Origin of the sequence: Pseudomonas fragi (genome assembly GCF_002269505.1) — a bacterium.
Taxonomy (GTDB): domain Bacteria; phylum Pseudomonadota; class Gammaproteobacteria; order Pseudomonadales; family Pseudomonadaceae; genus Aquipseudomonas; species Aquipseudomonas fragi_D.
The window spans coordinates 19,100-38,255 of sequence record NZ_NQKQ01000002.1 but is presented as its reverse complement, the minus strand read 5'-3'; the positions used below and the strand labels follow the sequence as shown (position 1 = coordinate 38,255).

At 58.1% G+C, this 19,156-nt stretch carries 18 protein-coding genes; 3 read left to right on the top strand and 15 right to left on the bottom strand.

The window, feature by feature from the left end:
* The first annotated feature begins 6 nt into the window (after positions 1-6).
* Both CJU81_RS02635 and CJU81_RS02630 read left to right on the top strand, forming a co-directional pair.
* A complete protein-coding gene (locus tag CJU81_RS02635; protein ID WP_088378003.1) occupies positions 7-1,173 on the top strand; it encodes an MFS transporter in 1,167 nt (388 codons plus the stop codon).
* Positions 1,174-1,193: 20 nt separating this feature from the next.
* A complete protein-coding gene (locus tag CJU81_RS02630; RefSeq protein ID WP_095035391.1) occupies positions 1,194-2,243 on the top strand; it encodes an alkene reductase in 1,050 nt (349 codons plus the stop codon).
* 626 nt (positions 2,244-2,869) lie between these two features.
* Here CJU81_RS02630 and rpoS read toward each other — a convergent pair.
* The 8 genes from rpoS to CJU81_RS02590 all read right to left on the bottom strand — a co-directional run bounded on the left by rpoS (position 2,870) and on the right by CJU81_RS02590 (position 10,114).
* Positions 2,870-3,874 carry an RNA polymerase sigma factor RpoS gene (rpoS, locus tag CJU81_RS02625; protein ID WP_095035390.1) on the bottom strand — a complete coding sequence of 335 codons (1,005 nt, stop codon included), beginning with the start codon at positions 3,872-3,874 and terminating at the stop codon, positions 2,870-2,872.
* A gap of 106 nt (positions 3,875-3,980) precedes the next feature.
* Positions 3,981-4,805 (bottom strand): peptidoglycan DD-metalloendopeptidase family protein, encoded by an 825-nt coding sequence (locus CJU81_RS02620; protein ID WP_095029929.1) that lies wholly within the window; start codon positions 4,803-4,805, stop codon positions 3,981-3,983.
* Positions 4,806-5,014: 209 nt separating this feature from the next.
* Entirely contained in the window at positions 5,015-5,650 is a 636-nt protein-coding gene (locus tag CJU81_RS02615) for a protein-L-isoaspartate(D-aspartate) O-methyltransferase (protein ID WP_176464677.1), read from the bottom strand.
* Between the two features lie 41 nt (positions 5,651-5,691).
* On the bottom strand, positions 5,692-6,441 hold the full coding sequence (gene surE, locus CJU81_RS02610) for a 5'/3'-nucleotidase SurE (protein ID WP_095029931.1): 750 nt from the start codon (positions 6,439-6,441) through the stop codon (positions 5,692-5,694).
* On the bottom strand, positions 6,429-7,487 hold the full coding sequence (gene truD, locus CJU81_RS02605) for a tRNA pseudouridine(13) synthase TruD (protein ID WP_095035389.1): 1,059 nt from the start codon (positions 7,485-7,487) through the stop codon (positions 6,429-6,431). Before truD ends, surE begins: the two co-directional genes overlap by 13 nt.
* Positions 7,484-7,957: a 2-C-methyl-D-erythritol 2,4-cyclodiphosphate synthase gene (gene ispF, locus CJU81_RS02600; protein ID WP_095001325.1), complete on the bottom strand. Its 474-nt coding sequence runs from the start codon at positions 7,955-7,957 to the stop codon at positions 7,484-7,486. The genes truD and ispF overlap by 4 nt, the downstream gene beginning before the upstream one ends.
* Positions 7,958-8,000: 43 nt before the next feature.
* Complete coding sequence (gene fghA, locus CJU81_RS02595) at positions 8,001-8,846, bottom strand: S-formylglutathione hydrolase (RefSeq protein ID WP_095035388.1); 846 nt, start codon at positions 8,844-8,846, stop codon at positions 8,001-8,003.
* Between the two features lie 155 nt (positions 8,847-9,001).
* Positions 9,002-10,114 (bottom strand): S-(hydroxymethyl)glutathione dehydrogenase/class III alcohol dehydrogenase, encoded by a 1,113-nt coding sequence (locus tag CJU81_RS02590; protein ID WP_095029934.1) that lies wholly within the window; start codon positions 10,112-10,114, stop codon positions 9,002-9,004.
* Between the two features lie 108 nt (positions 10,115-10,222).
* On the opposite strand from CJU81_RS02590, the gene CJU81_RS02585 reads away from it, so the two are divergent.
* A complete protein-coding gene (locus CJU81_RS02585; RefSeq protein WP_095035387.1) occupies positions 10,223-11,119 on the top strand; it encodes a LysR substrate-binding domain-containing protein in 897 nt (298 codons plus the stop codon).
* Positions 11,120-11,242: 123 nt separating this feature from the next.
* Here the strand turns inward: CJU81_RS02585 and ispD are convergent, their stop codons facing one another.
* The 7 genes from ispD to CJU81_RS02550 form a co-directional block, all read right to left on the bottom strand.
* Positions 11,243-11,947 carry a 2-C-methyl-D-erythritol 4-phosphate cytidylyltransferase gene (gene ispD, locus CJU81_RS02580; RefSeq protein ID WP_095035386.1) on the bottom strand — a complete coding sequence of 235 codons (705 nt, stop codon included), beginning with the start codon at positions 11,945-11,947 and terminating at the stop codon, positions 11,243-11,245.
* Positions 11,944-12,222, bottom strand: a complete 279-nt coding sequence (ftsB, locus tag CJU81_RS02575) for a cell division protein FtsB (protein ID WP_016782000.1) — start codon at positions 12,220-12,222, stop codon at positions 11,944-11,946. The genes ispD and ftsB overlap by 4 nt, the downstream gene beginning before the upstream one ends.
* Positions 12,223-12,390: 168 nt before the next feature.
* A complete protein-coding gene (eno, locus tag CJU81_RS02570) occupies positions 12,391-13,680 on the bottom strand; it encodes a phosphopyruvate hydratase (RefSeq protein ID WP_095001321.1) in 1,290 nt (429 codons plus the stop codon).
* 153 nt (positions 13,681-13,833) lie between these two features.
* Positions 13,834-14,679: a 3-deoxy-8-phosphooctulonate synthase gene (kdsA, locus tag CJU81_RS02565; RefSeq protein WP_095035385.1), complete on the bottom strand. Its 846-nt coding sequence runs from the start codon at positions 14,677-14,679 to the stop codon at positions 13,834-13,836.
* Between the two features lie 5 nt (positions 14,680-14,684).
* Positions 14,685-16,316 carry a CTP synthase gene (locus CJU81_RS02560; RefSeq protein ID WP_029611550.1) on the bottom strand — a complete coding sequence of 544 codons (1,632 nt, stop codon included), beginning with the start codon at positions 16,314-16,316 and terminating at the stop codon, positions 14,685-14,687.
* A 272-nt stretch (positions 16,317-16,588) separates the two neighbouring features.
* Positions 16,589-17,905, bottom strand: a complete 1,317-nt coding sequence (tilS, locus tag CJU81_RS02555) for a tRNA lysidine(34) synthetase TilS (RefSeq protein WP_095035384.1) — start codon at positions 17,903-17,905, stop codon at positions 16,589-16,591.
* 130 nt (positions 17,906-18,035) lie between these two features.
* Positions 18,036-18,983, bottom strand: a complete 948-nt coding sequence (locus CJU81_RS02550; RefSeq protein ID WP_095035383.1) for an acetyl-CoA carboxylase carboxyltransferase subunit alpha — start codon at positions 18,981-18,983, stop codon at positions 18,036-18,038.
* Positions 18,984-19,156: the final 173 nt, after the last annotated feature.

Here is a 19,156-nt window from a genome sequence, read left to right as displayed (position 1 = left end):
ACTTCCATGCCACTCTCGCTACTCATTCTGGCGCTCAGCGCTTTCGCCATCGGGACCACCGAGTTCGTGATCATGGGCTTGCTGCCCGATGTCGCGACCGACCTGGGTGTGTCCATCCCCGGTGCCGGCTGGCTGGTGACCGGTTACGCGCTGGGCGTGGCCATCGGTGCGCCGTTCATGGCACTGGCCACGGCCAAGCTGCCGCGCAAGGCCGCCCTGGTAGCGTTAATGGTGATTTTCATCATCGGCAACCTGCTCTGTGCCCTGGCCAGTGATTACAACGTGCTGATGTTTGCCCGCGTTGTCACTGCCCTGTGTCACGGTGCGTTCTTCGGTATTGGTTCGGTTGTGGCTGCAGGTCTGGTGCCTGCCAACAAGCGCGCATCTGCCGTGGCTCTGATGTTTACCGGCCTGACCCTGGCCAACGTACTGGGCGTCCCCCTGGGCACCGCTCTGGGCCAGGCCGCAGGTTGGCGCTCGACGTTTTTCGCCGTCACCGTGATTGGTGTGGTGGCATTGATCGGCCTGATCCGCTTTCTGCCAGCCAAGCGTGACGAGGAAAAACTCGACATGCGCGCCGAACTGGCAGCCCTCAAGGGTGCTGGCATCTGGCTTTCGTTGAGCATGACCGCGCTGTTTTCGGCATCGATGTTCACCCTGTTTACCTATGTGGCACCTCTGCTCGGTGATGTCACCGGCGTATCGCCTACCGGCGTGACCTGGACCTTGCTGCTGATCGGCCTTGGCCTGACCGTGGGCAATATCATCGGCGGCAAGCTGGCCGACAAACGCCTGGCCGCAACGCTGATCGGTGTGTTTATCGCCATGGCCGTGATGTCCACCGTACTGACCTGGACCAGCGTCGCGGTGATCCCTACCGAAATCACCCTGTTCCTCTGGGCCGCCGCCTCGTTTGCCGCCGTACCGGCGCTGCAAATCAATGTCGTGACCTTTGGCAAGGCTGCACCGAACCTGGTTTCGACCCTGAATATCGGCGCATTCAACGTCGGCAATGCACTCGGCGCCTGGGTTGGCGGCAGTGTCATCGCCCACGGCTTCGGTCTCACCAGCGTGCCACTGGCCGCCGCTGCGCTGGCAATACTGGCCCTGCTGGTGACGCTGATTACTTTCCGCCAGAACGGTAATTCCGAGCTGGCCACTGCTACTAACTGATCCTTTAGAGGGCTGCATACATGACGACGATTTTCGATCCGATCAAGCTGGGCGACCTCGAGCTGCCCAACCGCATCATCATGGCTCCGCTGACCCGCTGCCGCGCCAGCGAAGGTCGTGTACCCAACGCCCTGATGGCTGAATATTACGTTCAACGCGCTTCTGCCGGCCTGATCCTGAGCGAGGCAACGTCGGTCACGCCAATGGGCGTCGGCTACCCTGACACCCCGGGCATCTGGGCCGACGATCAGGTACGCGGCTGGACCAACATCACCAAGGCCGTACACGCGGCCGGTGGCCGGATCGCCTTGCAGTTGTGGCACGTAGGCCGCATCTCGCACCCGATGTACCTGAACGGCGAAACGCCGGTTGCCCCTAGCGCCATTGCCGCCAAGGGCCATGTCAGCCTGGTACGCCCCAAGGTTGATTTCCCGGTACCCCGCGCACTTGAAACTGCCGAGATCGCCGATATTGTCGAGGCCTACCGCACAGGTGCCGAGAACGCCAAGGCCGCCGGTTTTGACGGCGTCGAGATTCATGGCGCGAATGGTTACCTGCTCGACCAGTTCCTGCAAAGCAGCACCAACAAGCGTACCGACCAGTACGGTGGCAGCGTAGAGAACCGCGCACGCCTGTTGCTGGAAGTCACCGACGCCGCGATTGAAGTCTGGGGCGCTGGCCGGGTTGGCGTGCATTTGTCGCCACGGGCCGATCTGCATGACATGGGTGATGAAAATCTGGCTGAAACCTTCGGTTATGTCGCCCGCGAGCTGGGCAAGCGTGGCATTGCCTACATCTGTGCACGCGAGCATGAAGCTGCAGACAGCCTCGGCCCGCAGCTCAAGCAAGCCTTCGGCGGCCCGTACATCGTCAACGAGAGCTTCACCAAGGACAGCGCCAATGCCTGGCTGGCAGCGGGCAAGGCGGATGCCGTTGCATTTGGCGTGCCTTTTATTGCCAACCCTGACCTGCCTGCACGTTTGAAGGCCGATGCACCGCTCAATGAAGCGCACCCGGAAACCTTCTACAGCAATGGCCCGGTAGGCTACATCGACTATCCGGTGCTGTAAGGACTGAACAATCAGGCTTGCCTGTTGCTCAATGCAAAACGCCCGCGGCCATTGGCCTCGGGCGTTTTGCTATATTCGTTTGAATATTACTGCCCGGGGCCTTTTTGAAGGCAAAAAAAAGGGGCGGTTTGACCCGCCCACATTTTTCCCTAGTCCCTTTTGTTCCTTCTCATCATCCTGATGAATCGCTTCCCGCGATGTCCGTTTGCGTTCTTCCGTGAGCGCTGTATCAATCCGTCGATACAGTTCAAATACTAGAGTTTTATGGGATTGCTGCAAGCGCAGAAGTTATGATTTTTTATTACACACAACTTTTATCGAAAACTATAAAGTCATTTAATTTCAATAAGTTAAGAAATATAAGCGACAACAAAAAGGCATTTACCCTTTTCTTGCAAGCCCTTGGCTTACGCAAAAAGTAAGTAAAGGCTTACAGCAGCCCACAGGTAATACTCCATATCCTGCGTGACATTCCATTTCAGGGCCGACCGGATAAACAATTCGTTCAAATGGATGCACCGACGATGGCTGAATGAGGTGCAATCAACACCGCCGGCTATTCGTTGAAAAACATGGCCCACAAAAAACCCCGAATAGCTCGGGGTTTTAAGTCAGCTGCTTGCGGATTACTGGAACAGCGACTCGCTCGACAGACCATTGCGCTCAAGGATCTCACGCAAGCGCTTGAGCCCTTCAACCTGGATCTGACGCACACGCTCTCGGGTCAGGCCGATTTCCAGCCCTACATCTTCAAGGGTACTGCTCTCATGCCCACGCAGCCCGAAACGGCGAATCACCACTTCACGTTGCTTGTCGGTGAGCTCAGACAACCACTGATCGATACTTTGCGACAAGTCATCGTCCTGAAGCAGCTCACAAGGGTCTGTGGGCCTGTCATCCGTCAGGGTATCAAGCAGGGTTTTGTCAGAGTCCGGGCCCAAGGACACGTCTACCGAAGACACGCGCTCGTTGAGCCCAAGCATGCGCTTGACCTCGGCGACGGGTTTTTCGAGCAGATTGGCGATTTCTTCAGGGGAGGGTTCGTGATCGAGCTTTTGCGTGAGTTCGCGCGCTGCTCGCAGGTAGACGTTAAGCTCTTTTACAACATGAATCGGCAAACGGATGGTGCGGGTCTGGTTCATGATCGCCCGTTCTATCGTTTGGCGGATCCACCAGGTGGCGTATGTCGAGAAGCGAAACCCTCGTTCGGGATCGAATTTCTCGACAGCCCGGATCAGGCCCAGGTTGCCCTCTTCGATCAGGTCTAGCAGCGACAAACCACGGTTGACATAGCGTCGGGCGATTTTAACCACCAGACGCAGGTTGCTTTCAATCATGCGCTTGCGCCCGGCCGGGTCGCCGCTTTGCGACAAACGCGCAAAGTGAACTTCTTCTGCCGGAGAGAGTAACGGGGAAAAGCCGATTTCATTGAGGTACAGCTGGGTCGCATCAAGGGCCCGCGTGTAATCAATGTATTTATGCTGTTTTGTAGCAGTCGCTTTTTTGGACTTGGTTCTAGCTGTAGGGGGCGAATCGTCTTCTTCTGACATCAAGTCGCTATCGATGCTGGAGTCCATAAGGAGCACCTCATCGTCGATGTCAAACCCCGGCGCTTCTTTGTTGAGAGCCATTGCAATAGTCCTTTGTTGAGTTCGACCTCAAGCTCAAGCTTCGCCTTAATCCTTGGCAATGCTGGAGCCTGTTCCTTATCCACATCAGGAACAGGCTGGTAACCGATCAACGGCGAGGAAGGAATTGCAATGGATCTACAGGTTTACCTTGGCGGCGAATCTCAAAGTGAAGTTTCACCCGGTCTGTACCAGTTGACCCCATTTCGGCAATTGTCTGTCCGACCTTGACCTGCTGCCCCTCCCGAACCAAAAGCCTGCGGTTATGACCGTAGGCACTGACGTAGGTATCACTGTGTTTGATGATGATCAGTTCGCCGTAGCCCCTCAATCCACTGCCAGCGTATACAACCGAACCATCAGACGCAGCTAAAACAGGCTGTCCCAAATCGCCGGCGATATCAATACCTTTATTCAAACTACCGTTTGAAGAAAATTTTCCGATCAAAATTCCATTGGAAGGCCATCCCCAACCCTTGGGAGCCGGGCCTGCCGGCAGCGGTGCTACAGCTGCCGGGGCTGTTGTGGTGGCGGCAGAACGTTTGATAACCGTGGTTTTACTGCCCGAAGAAGATGACACGACAGTCGTCGTGCTGCCCGCTGGCTGTGAGCCGGAGCGGCCGTCAAAGCGAATCACCTGGCCCGGGACGATGGTGAACGGTGCGCCGATATTGTTTCGCGCAGCCAGTGCCTTCCAGTCCCAGCCGTAGCGAAAAGCAATCGAGAACAAGGTATCTCCGCGACGCACCGCGTACTGGCCGGTGGTCACGGCCGGGCGCTGGGCCACGCCGTTACGGTCGACGACATTCACGCCATTTTTGGGGGTGCTGGAGCACGCCGCCAACAAAGCCAGTGTGGTACTCAGAAATAGACCGACCACCAGTCTCTGAAAGCTTTTGCTGCTCTTACGCTGCGCAATGACTGTGAGACTCACCCGCCGCTCCCTTTGAAGATGGCTAAATAGTAAAACGCCAGTACTGGCCATGGTTTAGCGCAAGTATAACTGGCTACAGGGCTTTTACAGACTGCAAAGCCGATTCATAAACACACTGTATAAAATATACACAAATACTGGGCAGGGCCCGGGTGACGGGCTTTATGACCCGTACCCCGGCCCAAAATTCACCCGCGACGAACAAAGACTCAGGCCAGCGGCCCGTTGAGCAGCGGCACAAAGCGCACATTGCCTATCACCCGCCGGGCGAAACCGTGCTCTTCGCGCACGATCAACATCAATTGCTGCACCTCGCCCGCGCCCACCGGGATCACCAGGCGGCCGCCGGGGGCCAACTGGTCGAGCAGTGCCTGCGGCACATCCGTGGCCACGGCCGTGACGATAATGCCGTTGTAGGGCGCCAGCGCAGGCCAGCCCTCCCAACCATCGCCCCAGCGGAACACCACGTTGCGCAGGTTAAGCTCAAGCAACCGCTCCTTGGCCCGGTCCTGCAGCACCTTGATGCGCTCTACCGAAAAAATCCGTTCGACCAGCTGCGAGAGTATGGCGGTCTGGTAACCCGAACCGGTGCCGATCTCCATCACCTTGTCCAGCGGCCCGTCCTCAAGCAGCAGCTCGCTCATGCGCGCCACCATGTAAGGCTGGGAGATGGTCTGGTTATTGCCGATCGGCAGCGCCGTATCTTCGTACGCCCTGTGCGCCAGGGCCTCATCCACAAACAGATGACGTGGCGTGCGGCGAATGACCTCGAGCACGTTCTGGTTAACGATGCCCTCTTCACGCAGGCGCTGAATCAGCCGCTCGCGGGTGCGCTCAGAGGTCATGCCAATGCCGCGGTGCATCATGCCATCCTGCTCGCGCGCCATCAGCCCATGCCCTCCAGCCAGTCATTGAGGCTTTTGAAACCATCACCAAAGGTGCGATCCAGTTGCAGCGGCGTAATCGACACATAGCCCTGCATCACAGCATGGAAGTCCGTGCCCGGGCCGCCGTCTTCAACATCACCTGCCGCCGCAATCCAGTATCCGGCCTTGCCTCGCGGATCGACCACCCGCACCGGCGCGGCAGCGCGTGCCCGATGCCCGAGGCGGGTCAGTTGAATGCCGCGGATCTTGTCGAGCGGCAGGTTGGGAATATTCACATTGAGGACCGTACGCGGCGGCAAGTCCAGCGATGCGTGGGCTTCAAGCAGCTTGCGGGCAAAAAACGCTGCTGTCGGCAGGTTGTCCACCTGGCGGGACACCAACGAAAAGGCAAAAGAGGGCCGATCCAGAAAACGCCCTTCAAGTGCCGCCGCCACAGTGCCCGAATACAGTACATCGTCGCCCAGGTTGGCACCCAGGTTGATGCCCGACACCACCATGTCCGGCTGCTGCTCCAGCAAACCGTGAATACCCAGGTGCACACAGTCGGTGGGCGTACCGTTGATGCTGATAAAGCCATTGGCCAGGGTATGAGGATGCAGGGGACGATCCAGCGTCAGCGAACTGCTGGCGCCGCTTTTGTCCTGCTCGGGGGCAACCACCACGCACTCGGCGTAGTCGGCCAGCGCGCCATAAAGCGCAGCCAGGCCCGGAGCGGTAACCCCGTCATCGTTTGAAATCAGAATACGCATAAGCTATCCGTTTGATCCAAGCTCACCAGATCAACAAGCTCGCGCACCAGAACAGTGGCGAAGCATCCGGCCGGCAGAACAAATTCCAGTTGCAGAATGTCAGGCTGCGGATAATGCCACGTCAACCGGCCAATGGGCAGCCGCAGGATGCGCCGCTCATGGCTCATGCCGGCGCGTACCAGCCAGTCACGCAAGTCGGCTTCACGCTCTGCAATGGACTGCTCCAGCGCATGGGTGGCACCAGTGGTCGGTGATTCGCCCTCGCCCCACTGCGGGCCGGTGGGATGCAGATCGAGAATCGCCAGGCGCGGGTCGCTGCATTCAGCCTCCCCCGCCGGGAAAAAACTGCGGCTGTCGGTAAAAGCCAGTAGATCGCCAACTTGCGCCCGCTGCCAGCTGCCATCGGCCACCCGTGCGGCTAGCACCTGGTTGAACAGATAACTGCGCGCAGTGGAGAGCAGCCGCGAGCGCACATTGCGCTGCTCAGGCAGGGCCTTGCGCGCAGCATAGTCGCGGGCCTCACCCAGGTTGCCACCCTGCCAGCCAAAGCGCTGGCTACCGAAATAGTTCGGCACACCTTGCCTGGTGATCAGTTGCAGGCGTTGCTCCAGTGCGTCCTTGTCGGCATTCAGTTGCGTGAGGCGCAAGGTGAAACCGTTAGCCGCATGGGCGCCACGCTGCAATTTGCGCTTGTGACGCGAGGTCTTGAGAATCTTCAGCGTGTCGTTTTCAGCACCCGACAGATCAGGGTCTGCCTTGCCCGGCAACTGCACGCTGAACCATTGGCGGGTTAACGCCTGGCGGTCCTTGAGGCCTGCATAACTGACGGTGCGCAAAGGCACGCCCGCTGCCTTGGCAATGCGCCGGGCAGCTTCCTCGGTATTCAGACCGCGCTTCTCGACCCACAACCACAGGTGCTCGCCGTCACCGGACAGCGGTATATCGAGTACTTCGTCGACTTGAAAATCTTCAGCCGTGGCCTTGAGCACAGCCGTGCCCAGTGCCTCGCCATAAGCGAGCGGGCCCAGCAGATCGGACTCGTTCATGAGCGAACCAACAACGCAATGGAGTGCACCGCGATCCCTTCTTCACGCCCCACGAAGCCCAGCTTCTCGGTGGTCGTGGCCTTGACGTTTACCTGGTCCAAATCAACCTCTAGATCCGCGGCAATCAGCGCACGCATCGTTTCAATATGCGGCGCCATTTTTGGCGCCTGGGCAATGATGGTGTTGTCGACATTGCCGACTTTCCAGCCCTTGGCATGGATCAGACCCACGACATGACGCAACAGGACGCGACTGTCAGCGCCCTTGAAGGTCGGATCGGTGTCCGGAAAATGCTTGCCGATGTCGCCCAGGGCCGCAGCACCCAGCAAGGCATCGCTCAGGGCGTGCAAAAGCACATCGCCATCAGAGTGGGCCAACAGCCCGAATTTGTGGGAGATCCGCACGCCGCCCAACGTAATGAAATCGCCTTCAGCGAAACAGTGCACATCATAGCCGTGGCCAATACGCATAAAAAAACGCCCCGATTAAGTCAGGGCGTGATTCTACCTACTATTAAGCACTTAGTGCGCTTGCGTGGTGACGCAAGTGATCGTCAATAAAACTGGCGATGAAGAAATAGCTATGGTCGTAGCCTGGCTGCATGCGCAGTGTCAGCGGGTGATCAGCCAGCCTGGCGGCTTGCTGCAACGCCTCGGGCTTGAGCTGCACGGCCAGGAAATCATCGCGGTCGCCCTGATCCACCAGTAGCGGCAGTTTTTCCTGCGCTTCGCTGATCAGCACGCAAGCGTCCCACTCGCGCCAGCGCGCACGCTCTTCACCCAAATACTGGGAGAAGGCCTTTTGCCCCCACGGGCAGTCCATCGGATTGCTGATCGGTGCAAAAGCCGAAACCGACTGATAGCGCCCGGGATTGCGTAACGCACACACCAGCGCCCCATGCCCGCCCATCGAGTGCCCGCTGATCCCACGCTTTTGCGACGCGGGAAAATGCGCCTCGACCAGCTCGGGCAATTCCTGCACGACATAATCGTGCATCCGATAATGCTGAGCCCAAGGCTCCTGAGTAGCATTCAGGTAAAAACCCGCGCCCAGACCAAAATCCCAGGCGCCTTGCGGGTCATCCGGCACCCCTTCACCACGGGGGCTGGTGTCCGGCGCAACGATGATCAGCCCCAGTTCAGCAGCCATTTTCATGGCCCCGGCCTTGTGCATGAAGTTCTCGTCGGTGCAGGTCAACCCCGACAGCCAGTACAGCACCGGCAGCTTTGCGCCCTGCTCCGCTTGTGGCGGCAGGTACACGGCAAACACCATGTCACAACCCAGCACGTGCGAGCGATGCTTGTAACGCTTGTGCCAGCCGCCAAAGCTTTTCTGGCAGGAGATATTTTCCAATGTCATGGGCAGCTCCAGACTGCAAGAAAAACACCACCTCTGTGGGAGCGGGCTTGCTCGCGATGCAGACAACTCGGTCTTTCAGTTAAACCGGGTAGCTGCAATCGCGAGCAAGCCCGCTCCCACAGGTGTTTTGTGGCGTTCAGACTTGCCGCAGTCAGTTAGAAATGGATGACGGTACGAATGCTTTTGCCTTCATGCATCAGGTCAAATGCCTTATTGATATCTTCCAGGCCCATGGTGTGGGTGATGAAGGTATCCAGCGGGATTTCGCCGCTTTGCGCCATATCGACATAGCTCGGCAATTCGCTGCGACCGCGCACACCACCAAACGCCGAACCGCGCCAGACGCGACCGGTCACCAGCTGGAACGGACGAGTGGAAATTTCCTGGCCGGCACCGGCGACGCCGATGATCACCGATTCGCCCCACCCCTTATGGCAGCATTCCAGCGCCGCACGCATCAACTGCACATTGCCGATGCACTCGAAGGAAAAATCAACACCACCATCGGTCATGTCAACGATCACTTCCTGGATCGGACGATCGAAATCTTTCGGGTTCACGCAATCAGTAGCACCCAACTGTCGAGCAATTTCAAACTTGGCCGGGTTGATGTCGATGGCGATGATCCGTGCAGCCTTGGCTTTTACGGCACCGATCACCGCCGACAGGCCAATCCCGCCCAGGCCGAAGATGGCCACGGTATCGCCCGGCTTGACCTTGGCGGTGTTGAGCACCGCACCGATGCCGGTGGTCACGCCGCAACCCAGCAGGCACACCTTCTCAAGCGGTGCTTCTTTCTGAATTTTCGCGACCGAAATTTCCGGCAGCACGGTGTACTCCGAAAAGGTCGAAGTACCCATGTAGTGGAAAATCGGCTGGCCTTTGTAGGAGAAGCGCGTAGTGCCATCAGGCATCAAGCCTTTGCCCTGGGTGGCGCGAATGGCCTGGCACAGGTTGGTCTTGCCCGACAGGCAGAATTTGCACTTGCCGCACTCAGGCGTGTACAGCGGGATGACATGATCGCCGACCGCAACCGAGGTCACGCCTTCACCGATGGCTTCGACGATGGCGCCGCCTTCATGGCCCAGGATCGACGGGAAAATACCTTCCGGGTCAGCGCCCGACAGGGTGTAGGCATCGGTATGGCAAACACCCGAGGCCACAACCCGCAGCAGTACTTCGCCAGCCTTGGGCATGGCAACGTCTACTTCCACGATTTCCAGCGGCTTTTTGGCCTCGAACGCAACGGCGGCACGTGACTTGATCATCGATCGTCTCCAGCAAAGTAAAAACAAGACGCCGAGTGTAAATCAGCGCTGAGTGATTAATAATCCGGGCAAAAGCAAAACATTATTGCCATGCAGGGACAATCAACCATGAATGAGAACCGCTGGGAAGGTATAGACGAATTTGTCGCCGTGGCCGAATACGGCCAATTCACTGCGGCAGCCGAGCGTCTGGGCGTCTCTTCATCCCATATCAGCCGCCAGGTGGCGCGCCTTGAAGAGCGATTGCAGACCCGTCTGTTTTATCGCAGTACCCGCAAGGTGACGCTGACCGAAGCCGGGCAGACTTTTTTGCAGCATTGCCAGCGCCTGCAAGACGGGCGCGAAGAAGCACTGCGTGCCATCGGTGATCTGGCCAGCGAACCCAAGGGCATGTTGCGCATGACCTGTGCCGTGGCCTATGGCGAACGCTTTATCGTACCGCTGGTCACGCGCTTTATGGGGCTATACCCGCAATTGCGGGTGGACATTGAGCTGAGCAACCGGCCATTGGACCTGGTGCATGAAAGCCTTGATCTGGCGATCCGCCTGGGGCGCTTGCAAGACTCAAGACTGGTAGCCACGCGCCTTGCTCCCAGGCGTATGTATATGTGCGCCTCACCTTCCTATCTGGAGCGCTACGGGCGCCCCCACAGCCTGTCGGAATTGAGCCGGCACAATTGTCTGATTGGCAGTTCGGATCTATGGCAGCTGCAGCAGGACGGCCGCGAATTTTCGCAACGAGTGCAGGGGAACTGGCGATGCAACAGTGGGCAGGCGGTGCTGGATGCTGCGTTACAGGGTGTAGGGATTTGTCAGTTGCCGGACTATTACGTGCTGGAGCACTTGAAGACCGGGACGCTGGTGTCGTTACTCGACACCCACCAGCCACCCAACACCGCCGTATGGGCGCTGTACCCGCAACAGCGGCACTTGTCGCCCAAGGTCAGAAAACTGGTTGATTACTTGAAGGAGGGGTTGGCCAGACGGGAGGAGTATCAGGGGTAAGCCGCTGCTTGTGTAGTCGCTGACGAGGTACGAGGCTGCGATGGGCTGCGCAGCGGCCCCAGCATTTTGAAGGCCCTTCGGCCCTTTTCGCAGCCTCATTCCTCGTCAGCGACTACAAGGGGATCAGCGTTTCGCCCAACGCAAACGCAACCACTCAAGGTCTTCCGGGCGGGTGACCTTGATATTGTCCGAGCGGCCTTCGATCAAGCGCGGCGCCAGACCGGCCCATTCCATCGCCGAAGACTCGTCAGTGATGGTCGCATCCGCCACAAGGCTGTCTGCCAGCGCACGATGCAATGCACCAAGGCGGAACATCTGCGGCGTATACGCCTGCCAGATCAAACTGCGATCTACGGTTTCAACCGCACGCCCCTGCTTGTCCACCCGTTTGAGGGTGTCCCGTGCCGGAACGGCCAACAAACCACCTACGGGATCGTCCGCCAATTCACACAGCAGTTTGTTAAGGTCTTCCTGAGACAGGTTCGGCCGTGCGGCGTCATGGACCATTACCCAGTCATCGTCTGCCGCGCCTTGCGCATGCAGGTACAACAACGCATTGAGTACTGAGTCGGCACGCTCGCGCCCGCCGTCGACCCGCACAACCCGGGGGTCGGCAGCACACGACAAGGACGGCCAGAAGGGATCATCAAAAGCAACACTGACCACCAGCCCCTTGAGCCCGGGGTGGTCGAGAAAACAGCTGATGCTGTGTTCCAGAATACTGCGCCCGCCCAACTGCAAATATTGCTTGGGACGGTCCGCGGCCATACGGGCACCCACACCCGCGGCAGGAATCACGGCCCAGAAGGCCGGTGATGAAAAACTCATTGGGCCAACTGATAGAGGGTTTCACCCTCTTTGATCATGCCCAACTCATGGCGAGCACGCTCTTCAACGGTCTCCATGCCTTTTTTCAGCTCAAGTACTTCCGCATCCAGCACGCGGTTACGCTCCAGCAAAATTTCATTTTCAGCACGCTGATCGGCGATTTGCTGGGTCAGGTCGGTAACCTGCGCCAAACTGCCATTACCCACCCACAGTCGATACTGCAGGCCTGCCAGCAGCAAGAGCAAGATGAGAAACAACCAATTGGGACTGCGCATCGAATATCAGGTATCCAGTGAAAAGACAGCCATGCCGACAAACGTAAACAACGAATAGTACAAAGCCTGGACGAACCAGGCTTGTATACAGAAGCATCAGATTAGTGTCAAAAGACCCGACTTGGCGAATTTTCCGACACTACCTGCTGACTTTTTACCATTAAGTGCTCAGCCGCGAAACTCGCCACGACCGTTGTACTTGGCTTTTGCACCCAGTTGCTCTTCGATACGCAGCAATTGGTTGTACTTGGAAACGCGATCGGAACGGCACAGCGAGCCGGTCTTGATCTGGCCAGCGGCGGTACCCACTGCCAGATCGGCAATGGTGGAATCTTCGGTTTCGCCGGAGCGGTGCGAGATCACAGCCGTGTAACCAGCAGCCTTGGCCATCTGGATAGCTTCCAGGGTTTCGGTCAGGGTGCCGATCTGGTTGAACTTGATCAGGATCGAGTTAGCGATGCTCTTGTCGATGCCTTCTTTCAGGATCTTGGTGTTGGTTACGAACAGGTCGTCACCTACCAGCTGAACCTTCTCACCGATTTTGTCGGTCAGGATTTTCCAGCCATCCCAGTCGGACTCATCCAGGCCGTCTTCGATCGAGATGATCGGATAGCGCTGGGTCAGACCTTTGAGGTATTCAGCAAAACCTTCGGAACTGAACACCTGGCCTTCGCCCGACAGGTTGTACTTGCCGTCTTCGTAGAATTCGCTGGCCGCGCAGTCCAGAGCCAGGGTCACGTCGGTGCCCAAGGTGTAACCGGCGTTGGCGATGGCTTCGGAGATCACTTTCAATGCATCTTCGTTGGACGCCAGGTTAGGTGCGAAACCACCTTCGTCGCCCACTGCGGTGTTCAGGCCACGGGCCTTGAGCACTGCTTTGAGGTGATGGAAGATTTCAGTGCCCATGCGCAGCGCGTCGGAAAAGGTCTTGGCGCCAACCGGCTGAACCATGAACTCTTGGATATCGACGTTGTTATCGGCGTGCTCGCCACCGTTGATGATGTTCATCATCGGAACCGGCATCGAGTAAACACCCGGAGTGCCGTTCAGGTTGGCGATGTGTGCGTACAGCGGCAGGTCCTGGTCCTGGGCAGCAGCTTTGGCAGCAGCCAAAGACACGGCCAGGATAGCGTTGGCGCCCAGGGAGCCTTTGTTCTCAGTACCGTCCAGCGCGATCATCGCGTGGTCCAGCGCCTTTTGGTCAACCGGGTCTTTACCCAGCAGCAAGTCACGAATCGGGCCGTTGATGTTGGCAACGGCTTTCAACACGCCTTTGCCCAGGTAACGGCTTTTGTCGCCATCACGCAGTTCCAGCGCTTCACGGGAACCGGTGGAAGCACCGGACGGCGCGCAAGCGCTGCCGATGATGCCGTTGTCGAGAAGCACGTCCGCTTCCACAGTGGGATTGCCACGGGAGTCGAGAACTTCACGACCTTTGATGTCGACGATCTTTGCCATTGTTGTAAATACTCCAAAGTTGACGAAAACGACGCAGCTGAGGGAAATATTGTTATCGGCGGCAAGGGTCAAATAGCGGGCAGCCTTGCGGGCGATAAGGCTCGGGCCCTGAGGCCCGAGAAATCGTGCGGTACTTTACCGGAGAAACGGGGGTTACGCGGTTTCTATTGTCGGAAAACTTTTAACCAACTCATCCAGCGACTTCAACTGGGCCAGGAATGGCTCCAGCTTGTCCAGACGCAAGGCGCAAGGGCCGTCGCATTTGGCGTTGTCCGGATCCGGGTGTGCTTCCAGGAACAGACCTGCCAGGCTCTGGCTGATGCCAGCCTTGGCCAGATCGGTCACCTGGGCACGACGACCACCGGCAGAGTCCGAGCGACCGCCAGGCATTTGCAGCGCATGGGTCACGTCGAAAAACACCGGGTATTCGAACTGCTTCATGATGCCGAAGCCCAGCATGTCGACAACAAGGTTGTTGTAGCCAAAGCTGGAGCCACGTTCGCAGAGGATCAACTGATCATTGCCCGCTTCTTCGCATTTGCTCAGGATGTGTTTCATCTCCTGAGGTGCCAGGAACTGGGCTTTTTTGATGTTGATCACGGCGCCGGTCTTGGCCATGGCCACGACCAGGTCAGTCTGACGCGACAGGAATGCCGGCAACTGGATGATGTCGCAGACTTCAGCGACCACGGCTGCTTGCGCAGGCTCGTGGACGTCAGTGATCAGCGGCACACCGAAAGTAGCCTTGATGTCCTGAAAAATCCGCATGCCTTCTTCGAGGCCGGGGCCACGGTAAGAGCTGACAGATGAGCGATTGGCCTTGTCGAAACTGGCCTTGAACACGTAAGGGATACCAAGCTTTTCGGTAACCCGTACGTACTCTTCACACACCTGCATGGCCATATCACGGCTTTCCAGCACGTTCATGCCACCGAACAAGACCATTGGCTTGTCGTTGGCAATTTCGATATTGCCTACACGGATAATCTTTTGCGCCATTCTGGTTACGCCTTCTTCTCGTGTTGCGCCAGTGCAGCCTTGACGAAACCGGTGAACAATGGATGGCCATCACGTGGCGTGGAGGTGAACTCCGGGTGGAACTGGCAAGCAACGAACCAAGGATGATCCGGAGCTTCAACCACTTCTACCAGCGCGCCGTCACCGGAGCGACCGGTCACTTTCAGGCCTGCTTCAGTCAGTTGTGGCAGCAGGTTGTTGTTCACTTCATAGCGATGACGATGACGTTCAACAATCACGTCCTTGGCATAGCAGTCGTGAACCAGGGAACCGGCTTGCAGCTGGCAATCCTGCGCACCCAGACGCATGGTGCCGCCCAGATCGGAGGTTTCGGTACGGGTTTCAACTGCACCGGTGGCGTCTTCCCACTCGGTGATCAGGCCCACAACCGGGTGACCGCTGCTGCGATCGAATTCGGTGGAGTTGGCGTCTTTCCAGCCCAGCACGTTACGTGCGAACTCGATTACCGCTACTTGCATGCCCAGGCAGATACCCAGGTATGGCACCTTGTTCTCACGAGCATACTGAACCGCCGTGATCTTGCCTTCTACGCCGCGCAGACCGAAGCCGCCCGGAACCAGAATGGCATCACAGCCCTCAAGCAGTTCAGTGCCTTTGTTTTCGATATCTTCGGAGTCGATATAACGCAGGTTGACCTTGGTACGGTTGGAAATACCGGCGTGGCTCATCGCTTCGATCAGCGACTTGTACGCGTCCAGCAGTTCCATGTACTTGCCGACCATCGCGATGGTGACTTCGTGCTCTGGATTGAGCTTGGCGTCGACCACTTTGTCCCACTCGGACAGGTCGGCGCTGTTGCATTCCAGGCCGAAGCGCTCAACCACGAAATCATCCAGACCCTGAGCGTGCAGCATGCCCGGGATCTTGTAGATCGTGTCGGCGTCTTCCAGCGAAATAACGGCACGCTCTTCAACGTTGGTGAACAGCGCGATCTTGCGACGCGAAGACACATCAACGTGGTGATCGGAGCGGCAGATCAGTACGTCTGGCTGCAGGCCGATGGAGCGCAATTCTTTAACCGAATGTTGCGTCGGTTTGGTTTTCGTTTCGCCAGCGGTGGCGATGTACGGAACCAGAGTCAGGTGCATCAGCATGGCGCGCTTGGCGCCCACTTCGATGCGCAGCTGACGGATAGCTTCGAGGAACGGTTGCGACTCAATGTCACCCACAGTGCCGCCAATCTCAACCATCGCTACGTCGGCATCGCCGGCGCCCTTGATGATCCGACGTTTGATTTCGTCGGTGATGTGCGGAATTACCTGAATGGTTGCACCCAGGTAATCACCACGGCGCTCCTTGCGCAGGACGTGTTCGTAAACACGGCCCGTGGTGAAGTTGTTGTTCTGGGTCATGGTCGTGCGGATGAACCGCTCGTAATGGCCCAAGTCCAGGTCGGTTTCGGCGCCGTCGTGTGTGACGAACACTTCACCGTGCTGGAACGGGCTCATGGTGCCCGGATCAACGTTGATGTAGGGGTCCAGCTTCAGCATGGTGACCTTAAGTCCCCGCGCCTCCAGGATGGCTGCCAATGAAGCCGAGGCAATGCCTTTCCCCAATGAAGAAACAACACCGCCCGTGACGAAGATGTAGCGCGTCATGAAAAACCCTAGAAGTCTGCGTTAAAGCGGTCAGAGCCGCCGGGGAAAGCGAAGGAAGGCCGAAGCCCCCAATCACCAGCATTAGTCACAGTGCACCTTTCGAAAAACTGCTGCGTTGAAACAGACCGATGGAAACCACCGGTTCGATGCAAGCCACACATTTTTTTAAAATCGCCCAGCAAAGACTGCTTGGTAATCGGCAACATCTGCAATTCTGGTGAATCTACAGAAGTTGTATCAAGAAGGGAGCGTAGTCTACCGGAAACCCCCTTTCAGCTCAAACCTTGATCGCTCGAAGTTGGCAGCCAGCGTAATTGCCAGTGTCCACAGGGGCCCGAGTCCAGTCCATTGAGGTTTGCCACGGCCAATAACTGCTCATTGCGATACAGAAGCGGCAATCTGCCACGGGCGAATAACGGCACACCCCGTTCGTTGAACAACCGTTTGAGATCACGATGGCCGCGCTGCGCCAGCGCCATTACTTCGCCTCCTTGACGATAGCTCACTTGCAGGGGGCCATCAGGAATATCCCCGACAAAGCGCACCAGCCCATTACCTGGCAGCACCAGGGCCTGATCGGGTCGACCCCAGGACACTGGGGCAGCCGGCTGGTGCAGCCAGTCGGCGGACAACCACCAGATCCGCCCTGCCGCGCGATGCAGCTCGCCCTCCGCCAGCTTCCAGAGCGGCTGCGCATCGTTGCGGGCATCACGCAGGGCATCCCAGCCCGCCCAATGGTCGGTGTCCGGTAGCGAAGTAAGCGTCGCCAGCCAGTACCGCAAGGCATTGCGCTGGCGGGCAGGTGACAGGCTGGTCAGCGGCGCCAGGGCCAAGGAAGGCAGGCCGAGCCAGGCAAAGTCGCTGGCAGAGTCAGCCGCTTGCAGATCCTGCTTCGCCAACTCCTCAAGCAAACCCAGGGCTTCGGCACAGTGTGATGCGCTGCGGGCCATACTGGCGTTCGCCTGGGGCCAACGCCGGGTCAGGACCGGGAAGACCTCATGGCGCAAGAAATTGCGGGAAAAATCTGTCTGGCTATTGGAGGGGTCTTCAATCCAGCTCAACCCTTGCTCTCGGGCATATGACTCAAGCCGGGCACGCGGTACGTCCAGCAAGGGTCGAAAAAGGTGCCCTGCCCCCAGTCGACGCTGGCGCGGCATGGCCGCCAAGCCGCTGACCCCTGCCCCGCGCAACAGGCGAAACAAGAGAGTTTCAGCCTGATCATCACGGTGCTGCCCTACCAGCAGCACCTCCCCGGCAGCGGTGAGCGCTGCAAACGCCTGATAGCGCGCATCCCGCGCCGCACGCTCGACACTTGCACCCGCCTGCACCTGCACGCGAACCACCTGCAAGGGCACGCCCAGCCCGTCACACAGCGCCTGACAATGGGCCGGCCACGTATCAGCTGCCGCCTGGAGACCATGATGGACATGGACAGCGGTAATGGGCGGTATTGAATGGGTTTGACGCAATTGAACGAGGAGGTGCAGCAGGACGGTCGAATCCAGGCCGCCGGAGAGCGCGACGTGCCAGGCCTTGGCGTTGCGCCAGGGGGCAAGGGCTTGCAGAAGTAGAATTGGCATGTCAGCCATCAAAAGCCCCTCACCCTAACCCTCTCCCAAAGGGAGAGGGAACTGACCGCACGCGGTAGCGAGAACACCACCCATCAACCCCCTCTCCCTGCGGGAGAGGGTTGGGGTGAGGGCCAGCTTTAATCAGATATCAGAGACCGTAGCTCATCAAACGATCATAACGACGCTTGAGCAGAGCTTCGTGATCCAGCTTCTTGAGCATGTCGAGCTGGGAAATCAGATCGGCACGAATGCTCGCTGAAGCCGCCGCCGGGTCACGGTGCGCGCCGCCCAATGGCTCGCCAATCACCTTGTCGACGATGCCCAGGCCTTTCAGGCGCTCGGCAGTGATACCCATGGCTTCAGCGGCGTCGGGCGCTTTTTCGGCGGTTTTCCACAGAATCGAGGCGCAACCTTCCGGCGAGATCACCGCGTAGGTCGAGTACTGCAGCATGTTCAACTGATCACACACTCCAATGGCCAATGCACCACCCGAACCGCCTTCGCCGATAACGGTAGCGATAATAGGGGTTTTCAGGCGCGACATGACGCGCAGGTTCCAGGCAATGGCTTCGCTCTGGTTACGCTCCTCAGCGTCGATACCCGGGTAAGCACCCGGCGTGTCGATAAAGGTCAGGATCGGCATCTTGAAACGCTCGGCCATTTCCATCAGACGGCAGGCCTTGCGATAGCCTTCAGGGCGCGGCATACCGAAATTGCGTCGCACTTTTTCACGCACTTCACGGCCTTTCTGGTGACCAATCACCATCACTGGCTGATCGTCCAGACGGGCAATACCGCCAACAATGGCCGCATCATCAGAGAAATGACGGTCACCGTGCAATTCATCGAACTCGGTGAAGATGTGATCGATGTAGTCCAGCGTGTAGGGACGACGCGGGTGACGGGCCAAGCGGGCAATTTGCCAGCTGGTGAGCTTGCCGAAAATATCTTCAGTCAGCGTTTTGCTTTTGTCTTGCAGACGAGAGATTTCATCGCTGATATTCAGCGAATTGTCATTACCCACCAAGCGCAACTCTTCGATTTTGGCTTGCAGGTCAGCAATCGGCTGTTCGAAATCAAGAAAATTCGGGTTCATAAGCATCCGTCTTGGGTCGGCGGCAAAGCATGCCAGAGGGTCAAAAGCCCAGCATTTGCTGGCGTTTCGTACCGAGCTGGGGCAGCCGGTTGATCTGTATCGCGCCTACCTTAAGGGACAGGCGCTCTCAGGTCGAGATTAAAAATTCAGGTCGAGGTCAGGGCGCAGCTATG